Below are 25684 nucleotides of genomic sequence, written 5' to 3'. Positions count from 1 at the left end.
TTTCCTCCTTTATTTTCCTGAACCAGGTCCTCCGCCCCGGTTGGATGAACCTCTAAATGACCCTGAAGAATCAGACCCTGACCCTCCGTACATAGAATAACCTCCATAACAGTCTCCGCCGGATTGACATCTGGACTCTCTGCGTTCAGCCCAGTCATTTGACCCAAGCATACGGTTTAATAAAGTATAAGCAAGTAAACCCTGGAAGAAGCTTGGTGAATAATTATTCCGAACAAATTCATCACTTGAAAGCTCAATTAAAATTAACCCAGGCTCCTCGTCACTCTCTTGCAGAATAACAAATTCATCAGGATACACGAGTACCTGTTTTCCGTCTTCACGTTCGCTGACTTCCTCAGGTTCAATCTTTCCTTCAATCTCTTCGGCCACTTCTGGCATCGTTAGTTCTTTAGTCATAAATATTTCAGACTTTCCTTCATCAGTTTCGACTGTATCCAGCTGCGGAAAACTATTACTTAATAATACACGGACAGATTCAGTATTTGACTGTTCAATTGACTCCAGAATCTCACTTCGGGGCGGTTCGCTTGGTAAGTCTTCATATGTATCCTCGGCATTAGAGCCTGACATTCCTTTAGAACCGTCTCCAAACGATCCAAAAGAATTAAACGCAATGACAACTGCAATAATAATGACAATGAACAGACCAGCATAATCCTTCAATTTAGTCTCCTCCCTTCATAAAAAATGAGATGTGCCTGAACGATTGCCAGGCACATTTAGTAAGCAATTATTTTATTTATTTATTTAGTTTTTTCTTCAGGGCTGCTAACTCGTCATCTACGCTGTCGTTTTTGTCTAATTCCTCGAATTCATCATCCAGTGATCGGTTGGATTTCGATAAATCTTCACTTGTCTCTGCTTCCGCCTCATACTGCATAACTCTCTCTTCCATACGATCAAAGCCCTGGCGGGACTCATCACTGCCAATACTTGACATCGTGCGGTTCATTTTCGTCCTCGTCTGCGCAGATTCCGCTCTGGCTTTAAGTGAATCCTTCTTCAGTTTCATTTCTTGATATTCTTTTTTCATTTCGTCCAGTTTCTTGCGAAGGTTCGCGGAATCTTGTTCCGCCCCTTCATAGGAACCTTTTAATTGATCGGCTTGTTCCTGCTGATTATTTTTATCCTCTAATGCTCTCCGCGCTAAGTCCTCATTACCAGCTTCAATCGCTTTCTCAGCCTGCTTCATGCGTTTATCAGCAAGAGCCTGAGAATCATCATATTTACGCTTCAGCATCTTTTCATTAGCAATTTGTTTGGCTACAGCAGTCTCAGCATCTCTAATGTCATTTTCCATATCACGCATAAACTGCTCGAGCATTTTAACAGGATCTTCTGCTTTATCCAACATCGAATTTAATTCACTGCCCACGACGGTTTTTACACGGTTAAAAAATTTAAACATTTAACTTCCTCCTTAATTAGATCCAGCTATTATTTTAAGTTCATATTCCTCAATGTCGAAACCATAGCTTACTTCGACTTCACTTCCCCAGGATTCTAAGGACAAATATGTTTCTTCATCCTCTGACAGGTATTCCGCATAACGGATCGTTTGACCGTTCACGTTTTTGCTTCGGCCTTCTCCGACTACATGCGCTTCACCTTCCTCATCTTTGTGATAAGTCATACTCTCATATTCCATTTTAGCAGGAAATGAATTCACTGGCAGCTTAATGGTCTCATAGATTCCAAGTTCAAGCTCGTCATCCATTTCTGCAGCCAGCCATTTAATGTTTTTCCCTTCTAATAATTGGTACGAGAACCATTCATACCCTCCATCACGATAAGTAATTTTACCAACTACTTCATAATCCACAAGATCATACGTGATAATATCTCCAATTTGTAAGTTTAATGCATTTCGTTCTTTTACTTCCTGCTTCTGATCCTGCTGTTTAGAAAACAGTTTTGAAAAAAAGCCCACGCTTTCACCTCTCCTTCACCATTGACCCTGCGTACTTGTATTTACGGTTGGGAATTCATTTTGTTTCATTATTTTCTACTTTTTATAAAAATACAGCAGAACGCTAGTTTGTTCTGCTGTTTTTCATTTACTTTATTTATTAAGTAAATCCCTGGCATCTGCATATTCAATATTATGTGCTTCTGCAACAGCTTTGTATGTTACAAAGCCATCTAGTGTGTTAATGCCTTTAAATAAAGCTTCATTATCTAAACACGCTTTCTTATATCCCTTATTTGCTAATTGGAGAGCATATGGAACAGTTACATTTGTAAGCCCGAGCGTTGATGTTCTCGGAACTGCTCCAGGCATATTAGCTACAGAGTAGTGAAGTACACCATGTTTTTCATAGGTTGGGTTATCGTGCGTTGTAATACGATCAGTCGTTTCGAAAATTCCACCCTGGTCAATCGCTACATCTACGATGACTGAACCCTCAGGCATATCCTTTACCATTTCTTCAGTAACTATCTTAGGTGCTTTAGCCCCTGGTATAAGTACGGCTCCAATGACAAGATCCGTACGTTTCAAGGCCTCATGTATGTTTAAGGGGTTAGACATCAATGTATTAATTTCTTTACCAAAAATGTCATCGAGCTGACGAAGACGATCCGGATTTAAATCTATAATAGTGACATCAGCACCAAGTCCGGCGGCAATTTTTGCAGCGTTCGTCCCTACTACTCCTCCGCCGAGAACTGTCACTCGACCACGACTCACACCAGGAATCCCAGCAAGCAATACACCCCGGCCTCCGTTGGTTTTCTCCAACACTTGTGCACCTATTTGAGAAGCCATTCTTCCGGCTACTTCACTCATAGGTGTAAGGAGCGGCAAAGAACCATTTGAGAGCTGAACAGTTTCATAAGCAATGGCTGAAACCTTGCGATCCACCAGTGCTTTAGTCAACTCTGGTTCCGGTGCTAAATGCAGATAAGTAAATAATATAAGACCTTCATAGAAGTAATCATATTCTTCAGGAAGCGGCTCCTTTACTTTCATCACCATTTCCTGACTCCAAGCTTCTTCAGCAGTTTCTGCAATTTTCGCGCCAGCTTCCACATACTGTTCATCAGTAAATCCTGAACCTAAGCCTGCATCCTTCTGCATAAACACTTCATGCCCCGCTCCAACTAAACTGACCACGCCTGCTGGAGTCATTGCTACACGGTTTTCGTTATTTTTGACTTCTGTTGGCACACCTATCTTCACAGCGTTATAACCTCCCATTTCCTATACAGTTTTGTGGTAATACTTTCCTATCCGATTCCACTATAACACCAAAAATATGACATGAATAGCCGAATTACGTGAAAGCACTTTCATTGTAACAAAACCGCTTGCTTTCCCCTATACTTTGAATGAAAATTAGAATTTTCAAATTTCATCAACGATGTCTGTGGATGACATCCAGTCCCCCTGTTACTTCATATATGGTTCCTGTAATCATATCGGAGTCCTTCTGGCAGAGGAATTCAATTGTTCGGGCAATATCTTCTCCCGTACCCGGACGGCCAATTGGAGTGGTGATGTCATTAACCTCCCGACTTTCTTTAATCGTACCTTCCTTCATTTCACCGGTAATATTTCCCGGGCAGATCATATTCGAAGTAATTCCATACTCTGCTTCCTCGAATGCAATAGTTTTGGTTAAAGAGACAAGACCCACTTTTGCTGCGGCAAATGCAGATCGGTAAATCCACCCCGGAGCAGAACCTGCTCCTTGAAATCCATAATGAATAACTCTCCCGAACTTTTGCTGCCGCATGTAAGGTATTACTAATTTTAACAGGTGAAATGATGCATCTAGGTTTCCACGTATCATAGAATCCCATTCATCAGTTGTATAATCCATAAGTTTTTTTCTTTCAAATATATACGGACCAGCATTATTTATTAAAAAATCTATTCTTCCAAAGCGTTCAACTGCTTTATTCACAAGGTTCTCCAAATCTTCAGTTTCTCTTACATCTACCTGAATAACCTGGATTTGTTCTCTTTTGCCGGCGTATTTCTGCAGAAGATCATTTACTTTAGACCGGTCTGTCAGATACGTTACCGTTACAGAGTGCCCATTGTTTAGAAATTGTTCAGTTACCCTTCTGCCTAATCCTTTTGTACCCGCTGTAATAATGGCATGTCCCATATCTAGCCCTCCTTGTTCAAACCCCTGCATAAATTAACTTTACTACAAATGAATATGACATTTCATAGAAGACGCTTAAAGGACCTGTTAAGTTTAATGATAAAATTGATAATTCCCCTGAAATGATGTACAACAGTTTTCTATTGTACAGGTTATATTAAACCGATTAGTGACTGAAAATGATTGCGGGAAACGCGAGAGTCAATCGGGTTGCGGCAGACATGGTTCAGGACCTATGATAGAATAGAACCCCATGGTATTTACCTTATCATTTTCACAGCTTTAGGGTTAAAGTAGGCTGTTCAAGAAAAAGATAAAATTACATCATGGGTATAAATGTATACATGATATAATATAAGTAACTTAAGGAAAGGAGCGTTCACAATGACATTTGAATATAAAAATATAGTTGTGGCTGTAGACGGGTCTGAAACAGCTGAGGTGGCTTTTAAAAAAGCAATTGATATAGCTAACAGGAATGACGCTCAACTGATATTATCACATGTTGTTGATACCCGGGCTTTTTCAACAGTAGAAGCTTATGATCGTTCACTTGCCGTTCGTGCCGAAAAATACGCCAAAGAACTATTGGAAGAATATCAACAGAAAGCCGAAAATGCAGGTGTAAAAAATGTAACCGTTGACATTGAATATGGCTCCCCAAAAGTAAAAATTGCAAAAGACGTAGCGCCTAAATTTAAAGCAGATCTGATTATTTGCGGGGCAACCGGCCTTAATCTGATGGAACGCTTCTTTATTGGAAGTGTTTCAGAGCATATTACCCGCTACGCTGAATGTGATGTTCTAGTCGTTAGAGAAGCTAACGTAAAAAAATAAAAAACACAACTCCCTTCCTGTTATGGAGGGAGTTGATTTAATTTACAAATCTTTATTAACTTCCCTTACTATGTGGGGCACTTCAGGAAGGATAAGCTTATTCATCGCCAGCTTCACCGCGCCGCTTGATCCCGGCATCAAAAATATTGCTGTATGATCAGCTACTCCAGCGGCTGCTCTTGATAAAATCGCAGCAGATCCAATGTCTTCAGTATAACTCAACATACGGAACAACTCCCCAAATCCAGGAATCTCTTTATCAAATAACGGAGTAACTGTCTCTATTGTTACGTCACGCTCTGCGATACCTGTCCCTCCGTTTGTTAAGATTACGTCAACATCCTCTCTCTCCAGCCCGTGACGGACAGCCGCTTTTATTTTAAGAGAATCATCCTGTACAATGAGATGATCTATAATCTCATGATCCCCTTTAATTAATTCAGAAGCTATATAATTTCCACTTCTATCTGTTTCTATTGTTCGAGTATCACTTACTGTAATAATCATACAGCGAATGGTTGATGGCGCATCTTGTTTATGTTGTTCTACTGACATTACAACCCCTCCTGCTTTAGTAGATGACGATATTGATAAAATTTTGTTGAAAACTCTGATATCCTCTTTGTTAAATTATAATTAGACTGCGCTCCTATTGCCATACTTACTAAAGGGATACCTTGGAACAGCTTCTTTCTAAACATTAATATAAACAATGTCTTTGACACCTGTTTAAGTGGCTGCTCGATCCAAGGAGCTCCAGTAAGTTCTTCTTCCCCTTCATATATAAACTGTGAGGGGTAGTTTTTCACTTCTTCCGTAATTTCTTTCCAGGCTTCTCCTTGTAAACGTTTTGGCAAAGTAGCTGCATGAAATACTTTTAAAGAAAGCATCATTTCAGCAGGGTGATTCATTTCATGACCAAATGTAAGGCCGACTAACTGAACAGTTCTAAGATTCATCGCAAGCATCAATGGAAAATCAATTCCTAATAAAAAAATTCCTCCTGTACCTGTCAGCCCGCCTTGAGCAAAAGAGTATAACCGGCTTCTAGCTGTTTGTTGATCAGCTATGTAAGTTAATTGATCAACATTGAGCTGCTGCATGTCTTCCATAACTTCAATTTCCTCATTAAAAATACGCCCGACCGTTAATATCCTCTCCCTGGCTTCCATTTGAAAATTTGTTCCCTGAAGAAACGCATGTGTATGGAATAACCAATCATCCAGCTTTGAGAAAAAATCTTTTCGGAGTTTAGGACTGATTTGCCTAAACGAGTCCTGCAGCCAATCTGAATAAATCATCTCAAAGTCATTTGTCTCATTATTCAAATGCTGTTCTTCCCATTTCTTAATCTGTTCTAAAACTCGACGTGAAGACAACAGCCTCACTCCTTCGCCTAATGGGTATTATCTCTATTGTATCCATATTATGTTGTTTTGAAAAATAGGTGATTGAACCCTGAACAAAAGAAAAGGGTTTTAGGAAAATACCCCCTTTCCATGGGCGAATAGTGTGCCTCCCCAGGCTTTATATAAGCCCTTTGGAACACCTTCTCTCCCATAAAAGAGTTTCAACGTTTCCTAAAACCCTTTTTCGATAATAGATCACTAAACCAAGTGTTGTCTAAGATATACATTTTATACAATTAGAGCGAGCAGACAGGAGAGACTCCTGTGATCGCAGTGAGGAGTCTTTCCGCATGCCCCGTGAAAAGCGGTATTTTTTCCTGTTCCTTTTTCTTCATATTCTCATGGAGGGATCAAGAGAACCACGCCTACATACAGTTTTCAACAACCTCGAGTCTGGGACATAAGTAAAGCAGTGATGTCAAAAAACGAACGTTTGTATAAAAGCAGAGGATTAGCGTAGTCAAGATGCTTAGACTGTTGTAGGAACAGCACGAGTCGAAGATCCCGGAGTAAAGCGTTCTTTGCATTCTAAGGAAGCTTAAGGCCGTGCTCACGGAAAGCGAAGCATTTTGACGGAGCGATACTGTGAATTCTCTAACATAAAAAATCCGAACTGATTTCTAGGAAATCATTCGGATTTTTTTATGTTTTATTCAGTTTTGTCCCGGCCTCTTTCTTCTACAATCCTTTTTCCACAGTATCTCGTGCAATCATGACTTCCTCGTTTGTAGGAATGATCATAACTTTTACAGGCGAGTGAGGATAGTTAACAAACGCTTCTTTTCCACGAACTTGAAAGGATTTGGAGTGATTTCTCACTATGTAATTATCCACATTCTATCATTTTTGTATTGGTTAGACAACCCTTTATAACCTTAATTATCCACAACCAAATAATTAATATTTCATCCAGTTTCTACATTATAATAGCAAACAAAAAAACCCTACAAATTGTAGGGTGAATTTAATGAATGTATAATTTCATGAATCCATTTTATTTGTCATGATCGTTAGGAGCTTTATTACTTCAGCGAATCCGATAACTAATAGGCCAGAGATTAAAGTAGGCAAAAACCATATTAGAAATGTAGTCCATCCAACCTCGTAAGTCATATCCGCCATATACAAAGCAACAAAGAATCCTAATGCAATTTCCAACCCTCCCACCCAAAACAATATCTTTGAAATATTACTTGGATTTGAATTTGTATCCCAAATAGGTTCTACTGCTGCTTCTTCATTTCTTTCTTCCATACTGTATCACCTCTTAATGCAAATTTTGTTAATTATTCACTCTATTCTATGAAAAGAAAGGATATTCCTTCATTATTTTTATTTCATCAACCAATTTTAAATTTAATACCTCCAGTATGGCTTTCTCTTACTTTAGGTTTTTCCTTCTTCTGGATATTCTTCATAAATTCATGGATAGTCGGTACTTGAAACACTGTAATTACATCTGAACTAATTTTGTACCTTGTATCAGTAATTATGATGATAAATGGGAAAGCTGAAAACTCATCTGAATAACACAGTGTTTCATAACGTTTCATCTTTTTATCCATCACTTTTTGTGAATAAACATTCCTCTGTATTTCAATAAAGAATGGAGTCCCTTTGATTGTGGTAAATATATCCGGTTCAGCTAAACCTTTTTGATACTTAGGCTCAACGATAAAAGTGGATACGTTAATATATTGTTTTAGCTGCTTGTAGATATCGACTATTTTTAAGAAGTGCGGGATTTTAGTGGAGTTTCTTTTCATTGTGGAATTGTAGGGAAAATAGACATATGGACTAAATGATTTACTTACTTCAATTTGCTTGTCTCTTACCATACGTTTGAGGACTGTATTAGCATTGTTTACGGGATTCTTCAGATGAGAAAAGTACAAGTCTACAATATCATCACGACTCATCACCCTAAAACGTTCTAAGTCATTAATAATTTGTTGATCACGTTTCTTCATTATTAAACAACTCCCTAAGCTTTGAATATTCATCATCTTCAGGCTGCTGTTCCTCTTCTACAATCTCCTTTACTTTGTATGGCTTCAAAAGCTTCTCTGCTTGTTTATTTTCTAATAAAGGACATTGTATTTCTTGCATGGCCGAATTGACTTTCAATAACATACGTCCAGGAGTCTCAATTTTTTCAGCTCCCGGAGTGCCAATTATTTTTGAGTTTGTTAAGTCTGCCGTTTTGAATCCCATTCTTACTGTTAAATTAACCTTCAGTTTTCCATCAAGCAACTTACTATCTGGTCTCTGCATAGACAAGACTACAAATACACCTAGTGAACGGCCAATACTTGAAATTTCCTCAAGAATATCCATAATATCCGTTTCTTTTTTCAGTAAAGCCACTTCATCTATACAAACCATAATGTAAGGTAATTTCACTTTTAACTGATCAATTGAATTTACCCCTTCTTCATCCAGCATATTGCCTCGATTAGTCATTTCTTTTTTTACTTTCTTCAAAGCTGGATGTAACTCTTCAGCAGAATGATAAACCCCTTCTACGTGCTCAATGTTTTTAAACAAGTGAAACTCTGACCGTTTTAAATCACCTAACACTAGCCTTAAATCTGTTGGATTCTTTAATTTTATGAGTGTGGTTAGAATGCTTCTCAATTCACTCGATTTACCTGAACCTGTTTCCCCTGAAATAAGCATGTGAGGATTAGTGACCATATCAAAGCTGTATATGCTCCCCTCTAAATTCTGACCACATACAATAGGCAACTTTAAGCCTTTTATTGATTCTGTTACATCGTCATATCGATACTTAAACTCAGAAGGTAAACCTTCAGGATATACTTTTAATACAACCCTGGATACATCCACTTTTAAATCAATATGCTTTCCAAAATGTTGTTTAAAGACGTAATCCTTTTTAATGAAGGTATCTGGTTCTAATCCTCTTGGAATAGTAAAGACAAAGGTTGCATTGTCTCTTTTGGTATCACAGCGTAACAATGTGGGATAAATTTCATTACCATTTACTTTTTTATAAAATTCACCATTCGTAAATGACTTGAAAAGATTCTCAATGAGCTTTCTTTTGTTGTATCGGTTTTTCAAAAATACAGATTCAAATGCTGGATAAGCATTGCATAAATAAGCTCCCCCGATTAATGACCAACCTATTATAGATAGCACAATTAACCACCTCCAGAATTGATTAAAGTGTTTTGAATATTCTACACCCCCCTCACACTCCCCCTTCAGGACTCTCCACTTCGTTCCGTTTTAAACACTTTCTTATTTCCTTTATCTCGTTACCTTTAAGGCTTAATTAATTGTGTAGGGATACTTTGGTAGGTACTTTTGTTTTTAATTAGTATTTACTTTGGTAGATACCTTTGTAGAATTGTATGGTGGAATGGTCTAAAGATTGCCTGTCTTTATAAAATTTTTGTGAGTTTTTTGCAATTATTTTATAGAGGTTTCCAAGAAGAAATGTAGAAGTAATACAAAGGTGATTAATTTGAAGATGAAATTAGAAGAATTATTTCAACAATCCGGTGTTAAAAAAAGTCATGCTGCTAAAATTTTAAATGTTAGTCCAAATACTGTTTCAAATTGGGTAAAGGGAAGTTCATACCCTACCTTAGATAAAGCTATCCAGTTAGCAAAATTGTTACATGTAGAAATCACTGATCTTTATGAGGAATAAAAAAACCCTACACCAAATGAATGATGTAGGGCAAACTAGGATTAAAAGGGTGATCCACTTAACATCTCACTAAACTATGTAGATGCTGGTATGGTGAAATCATTTCCATTATAGTATATATTTTCTTTTTTGTGTAGAAGTAATAAAGTACAAAGGTATATTTTTACACTTTCTTAACTTCTACATTTTCTTTACCAGATTCAACGGCTTTCTTAACTTGCTCAGTTACGTTCTTATCATCAGCATAAGCCCCTACTTGTTTACCATCGATAATCACACGATAAACAGAGCCTTTAGGCTTGTCTTTGTACATTGTAACTTTTGCATACTTGTTATCTTTATTACTGATCCAGCCTTGACCTAAACGTAACCAGTAACCTTTAACCTCATATAGATGACAGTTACCTTTTGATCCATGACCTTTAGGAAGTTTTTTCATAATTGAAGCATCTAAATTAGGCTCAGTACGATAATTCATTTTCTGTTTAAGCTCAACCTCACCTATACGATCTTCCTTTTTAAGATTGTATTTAGGTTTGCTTGTTTGGGCTTTAAAATCTTCACCGAAGAAACGAGAAATGGCTTTAACATGTACCTCTGCCATTTTATCCGTGTATTCTTCTTGTTTATTACCAAAGATTAACTCAAAATCTTTATTATTTGTCATGAATCCATTTTCAGTTAAAACAGCCGTCATGTTAGTTTCACGGCAGATATGTAGATTTGTCCAGCTTCCTTTTTTGCTTGCATGTAATCCACTCCCATGTGTGGAGTAGCCAGCTTTTTTAACTTCATCTATAAATAGTTCTGCTGCCTTTTTACTGTCCTTTGCTGTATGCCAATAAAAAGCACATCGTCCAGAGGCTGATTTATCTCCCGCATTAGCATGAATACTCCATACTAGATCAACCTTTTCTCGATTGTACAAGTTTGTTCGAGTAGTCAAATCAACATCTTTGCTATTAGCTTTTTGTCCTTCAACTACTTCATGGCCGTTATGTTCAAGCAGTTTTTTAACCTTAAGTCCTAACTTACTGTTGAAATTATGTTCATGGTATTCTCTATTACCCTTCCTCAATCCTTTATCTGGTGGGAAAGTGTTATTACCATGTCCGTAATCTAATCCGATTTTAGCCATTACTTATCACTGTCCTTTGTTGATCCTTCACGCTTTTTAACTAACTCAAATACACCAACATTAGATAAGCCTGCAAATAAACCTGCCCATAATCGCATAGTTAAATCTAAATCTGTAAAAGGAAAAGCAAGCCCTCCCACAAGTAAACCAATAACGATACTTATTAATGGAAGATAATTTTTAGGTAAGTTCACTGATTTCTTCATTACCTGGATTAAAGCAGATACAATCGGCAAAATAACACTAGCAAATAATAATACGGTTTCCATTCCACTCACTCCTATTTTTTATTGCAGTCCAAAATAAACGGTCAACGCTATAATCAATAAGCCTGTTAATATCGGCAAGACAAATTTATATAAAACATTCTTCAAAAAAGATCTAACTGCCTTTTTCTTGATTTGATCATTCTTTTCAAGCTCATCTACTCGAACCTCTACGTTTTCAAATCGGTTGTTTAAGCTGGTTAAATTATCATTAACATTTTTCAGTGTTTCATTTTGCTCTTTATTTATCTCTGTTTGCTGCTCCATCAATAAAGCTAATGTATTCATGGATTTAGTGTCATTTTCTATATTCTGCAACCGTCTTTCATGGTCTTTTATCTTCTGACTGTTCTCTACTATTTGATATTCAATAGGCTTTTCACTCAAACTTACACCCCCTATAAAACAGAAAAGAGAACCCTGTAAAGGATTCTCTAGTATTGGCCTCCTATATGACTTCTGATAAAAACTCGCAAAATTAAATTTGCATTAATACGACCTAAAGAATCTGGTGTAATCTCAATAGTGTGCCTCTGCCTTGAAATCTTCCCATTGCTGTCCTTATCAAGATAATCCTTTAAGTCAATTCGATCTCCACTGGTACTATCAAAATCAACTACATTTCCATCTACAGTAATTTCTACACTGGAAGGTGATTCGGATAACTTATAAATACCATGCTCTACATCGTGTGTATGGTCTGGCAAGTCAATTTCATGAGTATGATCTGGTATTGTGAAGTTATGAGAATGATTAGGAATACTAACATCATGGCTGTGGTCTGGCGTGCTGAAACTATGGGTATGATTAGGTATCGATACAGAATGTGAATGGTCACCATCTGCTGACAAAGTCCTAAAAGTGGTCATAGTATCTGTATTACCGTCTAAGTAAATTGTACCTCCATCAACACTAGCAGCTACAGCTCTGTCTGATGCACCTATATCACCTGTAGTCTGAAACATATCATGTCTATGCTCTCCGCCATTACTAGATGTTTGTGTAGTACTTCCACCACTTTCTGTAGACTTACTAACACCGCCACCTGACGTACTCGTTTGAGTAGTTGAACCTCCATCTTCTGTTGATTTAGATACACTTCCACCACTTGAAGAACTTTTAACAATGGCTCCCCCACCTTTAGTAGCTGCAGAATATGCTCTAAACTCTTCAGTATCAAAGGTAAGTTCACAAGTGTTAATGTTTACTACATCATCATCTACAAAGAAATTAATTGTGGCTGGATTGTCCTGGTCAGCATTGTCTTGATAATCGTAGTTCATGATATTTGTAGCACCTTTTGAATAGGCTTCATTGACTTGCTGCTTTCTTGTTATGTCTGCTTGAGTAGTGGCAATATCATCTAATTTATTGTTTAAGGAAAACTTAATATCTTCATATGCTCCCACTAAATCAGATTTAGACTCTTCTACAACCCTAACCTTGTATGTATCTCCGTTTGGAGCAATAACACGAATCAAGTCACCTAGCCTATGCCTTTCAAACTCGTATTCAGGTAAAATGGACAAGTCTGCACCAGTTGCACTAATACTTAATTTTGGATCTTTCCATTGGTCTAACAATGATTCAGCATTTGCCTTTAAAGATTCTTCATTTTCAAATTTTGTATCAATCCATATATATTTACGCATTCCAAATTCCTCAATGGATCGCTCATCTTCTATGTATGGTACTCCATTATTAACATCATTTATGTTTAATTGGTTAACGCCTTCACCGGCTCCAAGAGGGTATATTCTATTCACAACCGTAGTAGGATCGATATTTTCATCGAATGTACCCATATTTTTACCCCAACGTAATTCACCGATAACTTCAGTCGAAGGTTTGACAAGGTTTAACTTGAAAGGATATACCGTTGTATCATAAGTAAATTGGTATGGTTCATTTATTGCTTCAGGTATCGATAGTACAGGTGCTAATAATCCATTTTCATTTTCAAACGAGTAGTGAAAGAAATATTCAAACTCAATATCTCCTAGTACCCAATTCCTTGTATCCTGTAGGTCTAGGATAGATTGTAAAACTTCTTTTGTAGAATAATTTGTATACTGGTGATACGAAAACATGACATCATCTAATAAAGTAGCTAAAACATGCTCTAACTTGTAGTCTATTATTTCATCTTTGTACCTTGTTTTTCTTGGAATAATACGGAATAGACCTATATATTCGCCTGTTTCCTTTTCAATAATTTGAATAAAATTAAATGACTCACACAAGTCTTTCTTTTCATCATCAGCAGGCAATGAAAAAGAAGCAGTCCATAATTCATTTAACTTTTTCTTATAGGATATTTTATGAGCATTTTCCAATACTCCAATACGCTTCAAATTCCTATCAAATACTGTTACAGTACCGTGATTTGTACGTTCTATGCCTTCAAACTCAATAACGTCATCACTTTTAGAGTAGTCTTCAAAGTATTCAAGATTTAAAAGCCCATTACCTTGTAGATTCTCGTCATAGCCTAAATCTGTTGCATTGTCTAAAAGTCCATTAACTACATCATCATAAGTGGGATTCTCTAATAAAGCCCATAATAAAGCTGCAGCCCCTGCAACATGAGGTGTAGACATAGACGTACCTGTTAAAGTCGCATAATCTCCACCCATTTGACATGAAAGAATGTCTACTCCAGGAGCAACAATATCCACTAAATCATTTGAGCTTTGATTATCGTACATGTTTTCATCTGAATCTACAGCACCAACAGAAATAGTCTCAGGAAAGGCAGCAGGATAACGCATTTCATCTGTATCTTCATCACCGTCCCCTGAGTTACCAGCCGAACATACTACAATAATATTATTCTCTACGGCTCTTTTAATGGCTTCATGTAAGTCAGGATCATCATAAGCACCAGATAAAGACATGTTAATGACCTGTACTCTTTCACCCTTTGAACCTTCCCAATTAATGGCCTCATCAATGGCTGATGTTGCCCAACTCCAGTCACTATTACCTTCAGAATCAATAACTTTATAGGATAGTAGTTTGACTTTCGGAGCTACCCCAACAACTCCATCACCGTTTGCAATTGCCGCTATTGTACCTGCCACATGTGTACCGTGACCTTCATCATCTTGATACGATCCGGTTCCTGTAAAGTCTTTCCCATCTATTACCTGTCCTTGTAAATCAGGGTGATAAGTATCAATACCTGTATCAAGTACGGCAACTACTACATTTTCCCCTTCATTAGACTCTTCCCATATGAGAGGAGCATTTATCATATCTACTCCATATGGAGTTTCATCTGCTGTTGCACTGGTTGAATTAATTATGTATGGTTGCAATTTAGAATCTGCCAATTAATTACCTCCCTTCTTTATTTATTTTTATTAGCCTGTTAGATTACCGTATTCAGTGGTTTCCTCATTGATATAAACAGAGATGCCTGCACAATTATTGACAGCTACGATTGAATTGGTAGTAGATGAGCTTGTGTATATGGCTTGCTCCATTTGATAATCTGAACCCCAATTTCTAAATGTATTGTTATTTATCGTTATCCGATCACTAGAAGTGGTCACTCGAACACCTTGATAGTCACCGTCAGATGCATATCCAATACCTGTAAATAGGTTGCTTGTAATAGCCGTAGTATCATTTCCACTAACCCAAATACCGTGACCTCTTACAAAGAATAAACTGTTACCACTAATGTTAATTTCTTCATTATTGCTGAATGCTTCAATACCTGTCTCAGCGACTGAACGTAAAAGATTTCCGGTAACATTAACTAACCAGCATTCAGATAATTTAATAGCTAATTCAACATTTTTCAATATGTTGTTTGATATTGTCGAGTCAGTAACTCTTGATATGTAGAGGGCATAACCACCATCATAATCAATTACTTGATTATCAGATATTGTGGCATTAACTAGAAGGTTGTCATCATCACCCGTAATACTCATAGCAGAGCCATACGAGCCGCCACCTTTAATTCTGTTACCTTGTATGGTAAATCTTTCAATCTTATTACTTGTTCCCGTAGCATTTCCGTCTGTATCCGTATCGTCTGAGCCATCAACGGCATTAGGATCTAGTGAAATACCTCCACCACAATCAAAAATCATGTTGTCGTTAATTGTTACATCATTCCAGCTATAAGCTCTAAACGCCCAGTGGTGACAGTCTTTTACAATGTTGTTAGTGATAAATATACGTTCATGCCATCTGTCTGCTGTGGCAGAGTGAGAGCCTACAGCTCTACCCCATGCTCCATTTTCCTCACTTGCACCAAACAAGCAATTTTGAATAATAACATCCTGACAAGGTGTATTATCAAAGTTTGAATCTTTCCAAGGAAAAACACCTTGAGACTTCATTAAGTCAAGTTGAATAGCTTCAGAATACTCTTTGCCGTCTACATCTACCATTCCAAAGAACTTAGATGCATCTACTAATACATTTTTACAAGCATTAAATTCAATAGCATGACCAGGATTAACATCTAAAAGTGTTATGTCTCTGAAGGTAATATTTTCACCATGACCAAATACAAAAGCTGTACCACCTGTATAATCAGGTGCATTAGAATTCCAAATACCGCCTTCTATGTAGATATTTCCATGACCGTCATAACCGGTATCCTCTGAGTCAGATTCAATATTTAACAAGAATGTTCCATCATGCTTTTTATCAATAATTGCGTTATGTGCTATTACTTTCGTGTTTTTACGTATGTATAACGGATCAGTAACCCTATAAGTACCAGGAGGGAATAAGACTTCAATCCCATCAGAGTCGTTAGCCTCATCAAAAACTGTTTGAATGGCTTGAGTATCGTCTGCATCTCCATCACCAATAGCACCATAGTCTTGAACATTAAAAAAAGGTAAGTCACCTATACTAACTTTCTTTGAATCAAGATAACTAAAGTTACGATTTAAAGGCTCTGATCGAACCAAACCTTGTATTGCTTCAATTCTGTCTGACATCTACTCACCTCTTTCTAATTTTTTGCATAAAAAAAGAGCCCTCAATATGAGTGGCTCTACATACCTGTATAATGTTCGTTTGTTTGTGTTATTTTTATGTGAGATACATTGTCCATTCTGATAATGTACAAAGTTTCTTGTTCTTCAAATTGAACTGTATCCCCTATTTGCTTATCCACAAAGTTTCTATAGGCAGTGTCTTTATTATTGGCCTCAACTTCTAATGAGGCCAACTTCTCTTCTCCCATGTAGATGTTTAAATCATATTTTTCCACAGTTCCACCTCCCTCCTATCGAACTAGTTCGACAAAAGGAAGTATTTCCCTCTTTTTTTACTGAACTAAAAACTTCTTATGTTGTTCACGTTTCTTCTCTTCAGTTAACTGAGCATAAATTTGAGTAGTAGCCGGATCTTCATGGCCTAGCAAGCCTTGAATTGCTGATAATTCAGCACCGTTATTAAGTGTTAAAGTGGCAAAGGTATGACGTAAAACATGCGGACTTACTTTACTTTTAATGCCTGCATTCTCCGCTATTACTCTTATTTCTCTTTGAATGCCCCTCTTACTTAACCTGCCGTATGGCCTTCTCTCAGATACCATTAATGCCTCATTATCATCTTTTCGACTTTTTAAGTACTTGTTTAAGTGATACATAGCTTTAAAAGAAAAGTAAACTTCCCTTTCTTTATCCCCTTTACCAATAACACTACGACTCATTGACTGGTAATTAACATCTCTTCTATTTAATCCATGTATCTCAGACAATCTACAACCAGTAGCATAGAGGACTTCTAAGAAAGCTCTTTGTCTGATCGTCTCACATGATTCTCTAAGCATTTCTAATTCTTCAATTGTTAATGCTTTAGGTAGTCGCTTTCCTGTTTTGGGTGGCTTAAGTTTAAAAGAAGGATCACGTTGTATAATTTCTTCAGATGTTAACCAGGAAAAGAAACTTTTCAATACTGATAATTTCTTACCAACTGTACTCATTTTCAAATGGTTATAAGCACCCAAATAAACACGGATATCTGCAGCAGAAATATCTTCTGTCTTCTTCTTTACCTTATCTGCAAATATTTTTAAGTCCATTTCATAACCTTCAAGCGTTAAAGGGCTTAATCCCTCCAATTTTTTAGAAGAGAGAAAAAGAATAATCTTTTCGTGTAAATCAGGGTGAACCTCTTCTCGTTCCACTTTCGTAACATGGTACTTGGTTATGATTGAGGATAGTTCACTTTTTGTATCCTCTACATTAATCGGTACAAGACTTGAGATATATCCGGCAATTTCAGAAATCATCAACTCTCCAACGGTCTCCATCTTACCATCTCCCCAAATAGTTAGTTATATAACTTATATCACTAGCATATACTTAAAGAGAGAGGTTGTCAATATAAGTTATATAACCTATAATATATTCAGGAGGTGCATTATGGTAGTTGATAAATCGAAGAACACTCAAATCTTAGTTACATTTCCTAATGAAATGGTTGAAGACATTGAAGAATACTGGCATAAGAAAAGGTTAAAAAACAGAAACGAAGCAATTAGAGAATTAGTACAAAAAGGTATTGAAAAAGAGTCCTCAGAATAAACCTGAAGACTCTTTCTTTGTGTTATGTATTCAAATCATTTTGTCGCAGTATCATCCAACTATTTAACAAATCATTGTACTTTTTTATAAAATCTTTTTGTTTTTTTGCGGTGATGTCGAACAAACGCAACATTTTTTAAAAACCATATAGGGTTAATTATTTTCGTACTAACGAGTCTAACCTTATTTTTATTGAAAGTTCTGCAAACATTGTATAATTTCTTGTATCCGTACTTCGTGGAATTATAAACATAACCCTGACCCGTTACATCTACAGAATTAAACTCCTCTTTACTCAAATGATCCTGTAAAAAATGATAGTACCTTATAAAAACCCCTACACGGGTATCGAATGCTTTTTCGTTTAAAGACGTTACCAGACTACCTCTACTTCTCGTTACGCAGTATATCGTATCGTTAGATACATCAAAGTTTTCAATGTGAAATCCTAATTTCGCTGAAAACATAACGTCATTCGAGACGATTACATTCTCAAATGAAATTTCATTTTCTTCTATTACACTTCTCCTTATTAATTTAGACCAGGGAACAACAATCTTATACCTTAACATCAAATCAGATTTCTTACTCTTAGAGTCGTAATAATCATCAATCGCCTCAGCAAAACGTATGTGTCGATTAGACACATTTCCGGTATCCAACTCAATACTTGTCGGTTTAAAAAACACTACATCAACGTTTGCATTAAAATATTCTTCGACAGCTTCATAAAAACTATCCACAAAAAAATCATCTGAATCAGCAAAAAGAACCCATTCTCCTGTGGCTTTTTCTAGTCCGACATTTCTTGCTGACCCAGCCCCTTTTTTATCTGCATCATTCTCTAAAAACTGAATATTTTTGTGTGTACTGGCATCTTTAATGTTAATTAACTTTTCCTTCTCTTCTTTTTTGCTGTGGTCATCAATCACTAAAATTTGAATTTCTTCTTTATTTGGTACAGTTCCCAATAATCTCAACAATGTTTCGGTAGAATTATAATGCGGTATTATTATCGACAAACGAATCACTTAATTTCCCCCTTGATTATTTTCCATTAATTATAACAATAATAGGGGAAAATTGAAAAAAATAGTAAGATTTTTCTATCAAGGTATCGTCTGAATGGTTACTAGTTAATTTCCCCGAAAGTTCTAAAATCACAACCATCTTCTTCTACGTTAATCCATCCAATGTTATCGCCTGTGCTCAGTGAATTATCATTGTATAATATTTTTCCTCTTTTAAATTCTCCTGTAGTGGGTGGTTCTGTTGCTAGGTTTTCACTCGTATTCGTTAAAGGGTTAAAAGCTGTGGAAATGTTTTCGTCTGTATAAATGGAAAAACTTGAAATGTCACAATCTCCGCATAAAACATCAATGAACTTAACATCATCATTAACAACAAAATAAAAGTCACTTTGCGATTCAGCACCCATCCGATATACCCCACCAAAGTTAGAATTCCGTGTGGGAGTAGTGCTACTCTTACCTTTAACATAGTCAATTTCCTCGTCGTATAAAATATCAAGGTTTTCATCCCAGCACCTTATAGACGCCCTTCCGGGATTCGATTCTGATACATCTCTTCTAACGACGAATTTTTTCGTTTGGCTTGTGTCCACTCTGATTCCTACGGCCCTGCTTGAACCTAGCGTAATGCTTCTATCGTTGACTGTTATAGATGTGTGAGATTTATTTATATTTGAATTTACTGAACCGCACAAAAACATACCCGCAACATTATAGCGTTCATCTGTTTCGTTGTAGATAAAAGTTTTACTTTGCAAATCACCAGAATGAAAAATCAGGTTATTCATATTATCCTCATTTTTATTTCTTATTGATCTAAGGTGATTTGAAGGGTATTTCGATTCGTCCTCTATTTCGATGTACCCGTAACCACTCGTTACAGTGTTTTCTGTTGACTCATTTAAAAATCTAGCAAAAGTATCTGAATTATTTTCGTTACGACAATTTTCAAAAGTATTAGAGTTCCCGTGTTCGATTAGGAGAGGTATTGCTTCTCCGTCATCGGGTTCTCTTAATTCAAAGCTAGGTTTTAAGAAAAAATTGGAGTTATTGTTCGTGTAATTTTCATCATTTGATGTTATTCTAACTCCATAGCGTGATAAGGATGTATTTGCAGAAGATGAACACCAAAAACGTCCTCCCACAATCACATTTTCGTTAAACCATCCCAGCCCTTCGCTTCCTTCATTGGTACAGTCTAAGCCAAACTTATTATCTTGAATATCTCCTAAATGAATTTCACTATAAGCGAATCCTCCATCGCTCCCGATTAATTGTGCTCCAATGGTGAACCCTCGGGCTTCTGCAATATTTATATCACAAGCGTTACTGTTGATTATTCTTACACCGACAGAACTTTCGTCAGTCCAATCAGATAAGGAATCCCTTTTCACTTTTATATTTATTTTCACGCCTTTATTACTTTTGCCTGGTTCACCCACAATCAAAGCAGGTTCGTCATTGCTTCCTGTATAAATTAAGGTTTTTTCCATTATTACATTAATACCAGACGGGATGCTTATCGTATCTGACGTTTGAAAATCACCTTTAAAAGAGAACAGCAACACTGGTTTTGTTGCGTCGTCTTTCAACTCAGATGCTTTTGTTATAGCTCCTTCTATCGTGCTGTATTCATGAACATTTATCACATGTGCTTTCTCGGCCAACTGTTCATCAGTTTTATCTAACCTTTTATATAATAAATCTTCATTTCCTCGTGCTTGAACAACCTCAGCTTCTGAGTCCCCATTTTCTAAAATGATGTCATCTAACTGTTGCTGTGTCGTTTCTGAATTGTCCAATGCTTCATCAGCTGTAGACTTAGCATCAATGGCCGTACTTGTAGCATCGTCAGCAATACTTTTTGCTTCATCAGATACTTCTACAGCATTATCCGCTTTGTCTTCTGCATCTTTTGATTGTAACTTTGCTTGTCTTGCAATAAATTTAGCTGCATTGGGGTTTAGGTTCATCATACAAAATACCCCCACGAATCTCCGTCAAAAATGTATGTATCGCCACTATCAAATTCATAAAATGTGGAGCCTTTCACAACTCCATCAGTAGGCTTGGTTTCATCAGAAGTACCGTAGTATTCCATGCTAATTATGGGCTTGAAAGTTCCTTCTGGTGAATCTGTTTTATCGTTCACATCTAAATATTGTGATATGGGATTACCTTGACCATCCGTCAAAATAGTCGCACTTGTATATTTTTTTGGCATTTAATAGCTCACTCTCCTTTACTTAAACCGGTGTTCCCATTCGAATTGAACATGTGCACTAGGATCTCCACCTTCAAATAACAAGGTGTTTTCCTCTGCTGTTAGCTCTAAAAAATCCCCGCTCATGCCGTCATAAGTATTAAATTTTTCCCATTCATACGGATATTTCATAGACATCGTAGGAGAGATCCAATAGTCATGGAACTTGCTCCCTTTCTCTCGCCAAACAGTCATTAATTTGGAATCAAAATAAAGCCTTTCACCAGCCTCTAATGTGAGGTTGAATGAAACGCTTTTACCTGTTGCAATATTAGTTATCCTTGGATTAATCACATAACCTTCTATCATGAATGAAAAAGGTGTATTGTAATGGGAATAGTTATAGATCCCTACGTATTGTTTACTGTTACTGAATGAGGTATTGGTTTGATTTACATATTCAGCTTCAGGCTCTCCATACTCCAATCCAGAATTGTATTCCTCAACTGTCTTGGGATCATAAGCATCCGAAGCAGCATACAACCAGCCATCATAAGTAGTTAAAGTAAGATCAAACTGGAAAACTGCACGTGTCCTGGTAGGGTTTATGTCACTGCTTAACCTAACGTAGTAATATTTTTCACTCTCATAATCAAAGCTAAGTTTTACTTTTCGCTTTCTTCCTCTGGAATCATGAAATAAATTAACAAATTCACGTAAAACCTTTTGTGATTCTGATCTTTCCTTTTCCATAATCGTTAAAGGAAAAGTAAATGTTCTCACTCCATCTTTAACACCTAAATAATAAAGCCCATCTTTCCCTGGTATCTCTAAAGTTTTCTCCGAGAATGAGGGAGTGGATGGGTTTGTATGTCCTTTATTCGGTATAATGTTAAATTCTTTTAACGATTTGTCATCTAATTTAATCAAATATCATCACACTCCCCTTCCTCTACTCATGTCTTTAAAGTGTTCAAATAATTCCCTTGCCAACTCTTCTATGTCTCGATCATCTCGAACACTAAAGTTAGCACCTTCAAACATTCGTTCAAAGTTGTATGTATTACCAGACTCAGCATTATCTCTATTACTTTGACTTGATGGAGAATCGAATTCTCCCCCTGCATCTGCAGAGGCAAGTCTATTTTTATTCAACTTAGGCATTTTAGGTACAGTAGCATCAGCCATCCTTTGACTAGCCTTTTGGATACGGCCAACCATTGAGGTGATCCCTTGCTCTAATCCTTCACCAGTATATTTACCAAGTTTCATTGTTACTTTACTTGGAGAAGCAATACCTAACTTTTCCTTAATCCAATTAGGAATCCATCCAGACAAGTCTTCAATTGCACCACGAACCCATTTGCCCATGCTGTTAATACCGTCAATTAAACCTTGGATAATCTCTCGTCCGATTTCTTTAAGGTCAATGTCACCGAAAAAGTCTTCGACACTACCCCAAATATCGACAATTGTATCCCAAATATTCCCCATCTGATTTTTAACGGCATCGGCCATTCCCTCAAAATCTCCTTCGAGTAATGAAGAAACCCAGTCCAGGGAATTTTTAAAAGAATTTTCTATGAATTTCCATATACTTTTTATTATCTCAAGTCCCATATCCATATATTTTTTAATGGCATCAATCGTAGAAGAGAATTTTCCATCTGTTTTCTGATTGATCCAGTCTAGAGCCATGAAAAATACGTCTTTCACTTTTTCTAGAATATTGGATATAAACTCTTTGGTTAAATTTAGCTGGTCAATGGCTATCTGCTTCATTTTCTCAAAATCGCCTGTAAATAAGGCTTTCAAGAAAGCTAGTGCGTTTGAAAAGGACTCTTTGATAAACTCCCATGTCATATTAGCCATTTCACGAAACCATTCTAACTTGTTATAAGCAAGTACAAATCCAGCAACAAGTAAGGCTACACCGGCTACGACTGCTAATATAATGCCTATCAAAGGAGCTAAACCAATACTTAATGCTCCTGCTATGGTTATTAGACTACCTATGGCAGTAACGACCATACTAATAATAACAATCAATGGCCCGATAGCTAAAGCTATTGCAGCAATGATTAAAACAATCTTCTGACCAGACGGACTCAATTCATTAAACCAGTCAACAAGCTGTTTCACCTTTTCAGTGATTGCCGTCACTATAGGCTGTAACGTTTCACCTAGTTCAGCCATTGATTGTTTAAAATCCTCAGATCCCTCTTTAGATTTGACTAATTCCTCATTATTTTCACGGTATTTGTCATTTACTTTAGCAAGTCCTGTATCAGCTAAAGCTTCAAGGGCGTATTTTTGTTCGTCTCCAGACTTTGCAGCATTTTGCAACCCTTCATCGAAGTCTTCAAGGTTAATTCCCATACGTTCAAGTAACTCAGCAAATGAACCAGTAGCCTTACCAGTCGATAATGTCTCCTGGAGGCCGTCTGCTAATCCTTCAATATTCATCGTGTCAGGGAACTTAATAACTGCACCGCTCAAAGCATCCATTGCCTTAGTCATACCGTCACTATCGAATCCAGAAGCAAGTAAATTAGATAATGCCTCTACGTTTGCATCAGTATCACCCGTAACACCAGATAACCTTGACAAAGCCTCTTTCATCTTATCTGTACCTACGCCAGCATCTTCAGCGTTTTGTTCTAACCTGGATAAAGATTCACGTGTATCTTCAGTCCCTTTGGTGACTGCAAATAGTCCACCTACAAGGGGAGCTGTTACAGACGTAGACATTGTACCGCCTATGTCCTTCATTTTGTTTCCGACACCTTTAACTTTGTCTCCGGCATCTTTCATCTTATCGCCAAAATTTTGCACCTTGCTTTGAGAACGTTTTAACTTGCCTTCAAAGGTGCTTAATTTACTTTCACTTTCGGTTAACTCACGCTGAAATGCCCGATATTGTTCTTCGCCAATATCACCATTTTTAAACTGACGCTCTACATCTTTTTGAGCACCTTTTAGTTTTTGTAATTTGTCGGCAGTATTTTCAACCTGATCCCCTAACAACTTTTGCTTTTGTTCAATAAGTTCAGTATTACCAGGATTAAATTTAAGAAGTCTTTCAACGTCTTTTAATTCGCCCTGAAGGTCTCTACTTCTTTTATTTACATTGGATAAAGCTTTGTCTAATCCTTTTGTTTCGCCATCAAATTCAACCGTGATACCTTTGATATTTCTAGCCATATTTTCACCTGCCTTTTTTATGGCATAATAAAAACCCCACTAAAAATAGTGAGGTCTCATGTGTTAGAACGAATCAAAATCTGATTGCCTAGCTTTTCTAGTCTTGTCTTTTTCGTCTTTGTTTTGTTCAACATATTCGTCAATGAAATCTAAACACATACCGACAGTAAATACTTCTAAATCGTCATGATTTAAACCAACTTGTTTCACCATAAAGAGAAAAGTATCAGTGTTTATTGGCTCTCCATCAGATTCATCATCTTCATTCTTTACTTTTTTTCGCTCTGCTTACCCTTTAAGGAGCTAATCATTAACTCCTGCAACTGTGGAAGGACTTCAAAAAGTGGAAATTCGTCAAAAGTATCCAGCCATTCAATAGGCTCTGATATTTCTTTGTCAGCAGTTTTTGCTAACACCCAAACAATGTTATAAAAAGTCTCCATGTCCAAATCCTTAAGATCCTTGTAAGTTGGCTGCTTATTCTTTTTTAACTTAGTTAGGCTTTCCATTTTCATTAAATCAGCAAAGAAGTCCTTTCCAAACTGCGTTTTATAACGTAAAGGTGTTGCGCCTGTAGATTTAAAACGTACCTGCTTACCATCAATTTCAATTGTCTTCTCCATTAATTAACCTCCCCTTTTATGCTGACTCATCTTTCTCGTAAACTTCATCGAACCAAGCATCGTAAATAGTAGAAGATGTATTAGTAGTAGTTCTTGTTTTGACATATCCATCAGACTCTCGACCACTTGCAATAAATGTTAATTCATTAGCATTTGGCTCCACCGAATCAGTTTTTGAGGTAGAAGATACTGTAGGACGGTTAGCTGTACAATGATAAAGTACATGTCTAATTGCTTTTTTATCCCCTTGGAATTCAAACATTAAAGCAAATGGGCTACCTTGTGCTGTTAGCTTTTCAGTTATAACAGCATCGTCTTCGTCTTTTTCCTCTCCTAAAACATCAGTTGAAAACTTTTCAGGGATTTGTGAGATTGATAAAGTTCCTTCATAGCCCTGGTTGTTTTGAGCAGAGTAAAATAGCATGTCGTCTGCATAAAATTCCACCATGTCACCACGTGCTTCAAGCGATAATTCTACAGCACCTAACATCTTTTCAGGTGTTTCATAAGTTACTTCACCAGTATCTGAATCAACAGTAATAGGGGCAAAGTGTACATTTTTCAATCCGTATGTAACCTTGTTACTCAT

The 25684-nt window shown here is 36.9% G+C and carries 27 protein-coding genes and 1 pseudogene; 3 read left to right on the top strand and 25 right to left on the bottom strand.

From position 1 onward, the window contains the following. Window positions 1–9 precede the first annotated feature (9 nt). From LF822_RS00600 to LF822_RS00580, 5 genes are all read right to left on the bottom strand, one after another. On the bottom strand, window positions 10–684 hold the full coding sequence (locus LF822_RS00600; protein ID WP_253922031.1) for a DUF4247 domain-containing protein: 675 nt from the start codon (window positions 682–684) through the stop codon (window positions 10–12). A gap of 76 nt (window positions 685–760) precedes the next feature. Continuing rightward, window positions 761–1429: a PspA/IM30 family protein gene (locus LF822_RS00595; protein ID WP_253922030.1), complete on the bottom strand. Its 669-nt coding sequence runs from the start codon at window positions 1427–1429 to the stop codon at window positions 761–763. Between the two features lie 12 nt (window positions 1430–1441). Continuing rightward, complete coding sequence (locus LF822_RS00590; RefSeq protein ID WP_253922029.1) at window positions 1442–1951, bottom strand: DUF4178 domain-containing protein; 510 nt, start codon at window positions 1949–1951, stop codon at window positions 1442–1444. A gap of 132 nt (window positions 1952–2083) precedes the next feature. Then, the gene (gene ald, locus LF822_RS00585; protein ID WP_253922028.1) at window positions 2084–3202 is read right to left on the bottom strand and encodes an alanine dehydrogenase; all 1119 of its coding nucleotides are present in this window, start codon (window positions 3200–3202) and stop codon (window positions 2084–2086) included. Window positions 3203–3377: 175 nt separating this feature from the next. Further along, complete coding sequence (locus tag LF822_RS00580; protein ID WP_253922027.1) at window positions 3378–4166, bottom strand: SDR family oxidoreductase; 789 nt, start codon at window positions 4164–4166, stop codon at window positions 3378–3380. A 354-nt stretch (window positions 4167–4520) separates the two neighbouring features. On the opposite strand from LF822_RS00580, the gene LF822_RS00575 reads away from it, so the two are divergent. After that, entirely contained in the window at window positions 4521–4973 is a 453-nt protein-coding gene (locus LF822_RS00575; protein ID WP_253922026.1) for a universal stress protein, read from the top strand. Between the two features lie 42 nt (window positions 4974–5015). Here the strand turns inward: LF822_RS00575 and LF822_RS00570 are convergent, their stop codons facing one another. The 6 genes and pseudogenes from LF822_RS00570 to LF822_RS00545 form a co-directional block, all read right to left on the bottom strand. Further along, a complete protein-coding gene (locus LF822_RS00570) occupies window positions 5016–5528 on the bottom strand; it encodes a MogA/MoaB family molybdenum cofactor biosynthesis protein (protein ID WP_253922025.1) in 513 nt (170 codons plus the stop codon). Continuing rightward, complete coding sequence (locus LF822_RS00565; protein ID WP_371925808.1) at window positions 5528–6361, bottom strand: EcsC family protein; 834 nt, start codon at window positions 6359–6361, stop codon at window positions 5528–5530. The genes LF822_RS00570 and LF822_RS00565 overlap by 1 nt, the downstream gene beginning before the upstream one ends. 699 nt (window positions 6362–7060) lie before the next feature. Next, window positions 7061–7177: pseudogene (locus LF822_RS00560) on the bottom strand (hypothetical protein); the annotation flags it as partial. A gap of 186 nt (window positions 7178–7363) precedes the next feature. Further along, window positions 7364–7636 (bottom strand): hypothetical protein, encoded by a 273-nt coding sequence (locus tag LF822_RS00555; RefSeq protein WP_253922023.1) that lies wholly within the window; start codon window positions 7634–7636, stop codon window positions 7364–7366. A gap of 86 nt (window positions 7637–7722) precedes the next feature. Next, window positions 7723–8352, bottom strand: a complete 630-nt coding sequence (locus LF822_RS00550) for a hypothetical protein (RefSeq protein WP_253922022.1) — start codon at window positions 8350–8352, stop codon at window positions 7723–7725. Then, a complete protein-coding gene (locus LF822_RS00545) occupies window positions 8339–9469 on the bottom strand; it encodes an FtsK/SpoIIIE domain-containing protein (protein ID WP_253922021.1) in 1131 nt (376 codons plus the stop codon). The genes LF822_RS00550 and LF822_RS00545 overlap by 14 nt, the downstream gene beginning before the upstream one ends. A gap of 412 nt (window positions 9470–9881) precedes the next feature. Between LF822_RS00545 and LF822_RS00540 the strand changes: the two genes are divergently transcribed. Then, the gene (locus tag LF822_RS00540) at window positions 9882–10064 is read left to right on the top strand and encodes a helix-turn-helix domain-containing protein (RefSeq protein WP_253922020.1); all 183 of its coding nucleotides are present in this window, start codon (window positions 9882–9884) and stop codon (window positions 10062–10064) included. A gap of 163 nt (window positions 10065–10227) precedes the next feature. Here the strand turns inward: LF822_RS00540 and LF822_RS00535 are convergent, their stop codons facing one another. From LF822_RS00535 to xerA, 7 genes are read right to left on the bottom strand one after another with little or no spacing between them, the layout of a single operon-like run. Then, a complete protein-coding gene (locus LF822_RS00535) occupies window positions 10228–11202 on the bottom strand; it encodes an N-acetylmuramoyl-L-alanine amidase family protein (protein WP_253922019.1) in 975 nt (324 codons plus the stop codon). Next, entirely contained in the window at window positions 11202–11471 is a 270-nt protein-coding gene (locus LF822_RS00530) for a holin (RefSeq protein ID WP_253922018.1), read from the bottom strand. The genes LF822_RS00535 and LF822_RS00530 overlap by 1 nt, the downstream gene beginning before the upstream one ends. A gap of 18 nt (window positions 11472–11489) precedes the next feature. Beyond that, window positions 11490–11855, bottom strand: a complete 366-nt coding sequence (locus LF822_RS00525; RefSeq protein ID WP_253922017.1) for a hypothetical protein — start codon at window positions 11853–11855, stop codon at window positions 11490–11492. Window positions 11856–11902: 47 nt separating this feature from the next. Then, entirely contained in the window at window positions 11903–14803 is a 2901-nt protein-coding gene (locus LF822_RS00520; protein ID WP_253922016.1) for a phage tail spike protein, read from the bottom strand. A 30-nt stretch (window positions 14804–14833) separates the two neighbouring features. Further along, entirely contained in the window at window positions 14834–16438 is a 1605-nt protein-coding gene (locus LF822_RS00515) for a right-handed parallel beta-helix repeat-containing protein (protein ID WP_253922015.1), read from the bottom strand. Between the two features lie 56 nt (window positions 16439–16494). Then, a complete protein-coding gene (locus LF822_RS00510; RefSeq protein WP_253922014.1) occupies window positions 16495–16713 on the bottom strand; it encodes a hypothetical protein in 219 nt (72 codons plus the stop codon). A 57-nt stretch (window positions 16714–16770) separates the two neighbouring features. Beyond that, window positions 16771–17760: a site-specific tyrosine recombinase/integron integrase gene (xerA, locus tag LF822_RS00505; protein ID WP_253922013.1), complete on the bottom strand. Its 990-nt coding sequence runs from the start codon at window positions 17758–17760 to the stop codon at window positions 16771–16773. 112 nt (window positions 17761–17872) lie between these two features. Here xerA and LF822_RS00500 point away from each other — a divergent pair, with 112 nt between their 5' ends. Beyond that, the gene (locus LF822_RS00500; RefSeq protein WP_253922012.1) at window positions 17873–18034 is read left to right on the top strand and encodes a ribbon-helix-helix domain-containing protein; all 162 of its coding nucleotides are present in this window, start codon (window positions 17873–17875) and stop codon (window positions 18032–18034) included. A 71-nt stretch (window positions 18035–18105) separates the two neighbouring features. On the opposite strand, the gene LF822_RS00495 is transcribed toward LF822_RS00500, so the two are convergent. The 7 genes from LF822_RS00495 to LF822_RS00465 form a co-directional block, all read right to left on the bottom strand. Next, window positions 18106–19065: a glycosyltransferase family 2 protein gene (locus LF822_RS00495; protein WP_253922011.1), complete on the bottom strand. Its 960-nt coding sequence runs from the start codon at window positions 19063–19065 to the stop codon at window positions 18106–18108. Between the two features lie 101 nt (window positions 19066–19166). Further along, window positions 19167–21041, bottom strand: coding sequence for a hypothetical protein (locus tag LF822_RS00490; protein WP_253922010.1), 1875 nt, complete (start codon window positions 21039–21041; stop codon window positions 19167–19169). Beyond that, window positions 21038–21289 carry a hypothetical protein gene (locus tag LF822_RS00485; protein WP_253922009.1) on the bottom strand — a complete coding sequence of 84 codons (252 nt, stop codon included), beginning with the start codon at window positions 21287–21289 and terminating at the stop codon, window positions 21038–21040. The genes LF822_RS00490 and LF822_RS00485 overlap by 4 nt, the downstream gene beginning before the upstream one ends. An 18-nt stretch (window positions 21290–21307) precedes the next feature. After that, a complete protein-coding gene (locus LF822_RS00480; protein WP_253922008.1) occupies window positions 21308–22198 on the bottom strand; it encodes a phage tail domain-containing protein in 891 nt (296 codons plus the stop codon). Window positions 22199–22204: 6 nt separating this feature from the next. Further along, window positions 22205–24472 carry a phage tail protein gene (locus LF822_RS00475; RefSeq protein ID WP_253922007.1) on the bottom strand — a complete coding sequence of 756 codons (2268 nt, stop codon included), beginning with the start codon at window positions 24470–24472 and terminating at the stop codon, window positions 22205–22207. Window positions 24473–24741: 269 nt separating this feature from the next. Continuing rightward, window positions 24742–25095 (bottom strand): hypothetical protein, encoded by a 354-nt coding sequence (locus LF822_RS00470; RefSeq protein ID WP_253922006.1) that lies wholly within the window; start codon window positions 25093–25095, stop codon window positions 24742–24744. 16 nt (window positions 25096–25111) lie between these two features. Continuing rightward, window positions 25112–25684, bottom strand: a complete 573-nt coding sequence (locus LF822_RS00465) for a major tail protein (RefSeq protein WP_253922005.1) — start codon at window positions 25682–25684, stop codon at window positions 25112–25114.

The sequence above is a fragment of the Halobacillus sp. A5 genome, assembly GCF_024189315.1.
In the GTDB taxonomy this organism is placed as follows: domain Bacteria; phylum Bacillota; class Bacilli; order Bacillales; family Halobacillaceae; genus Halobacillus_A.
The sequence above is the reverse complement of the archived record's forward strand: the minus strand, read 5'-3'. Positions and strand labels throughout refer to the sequence as shown.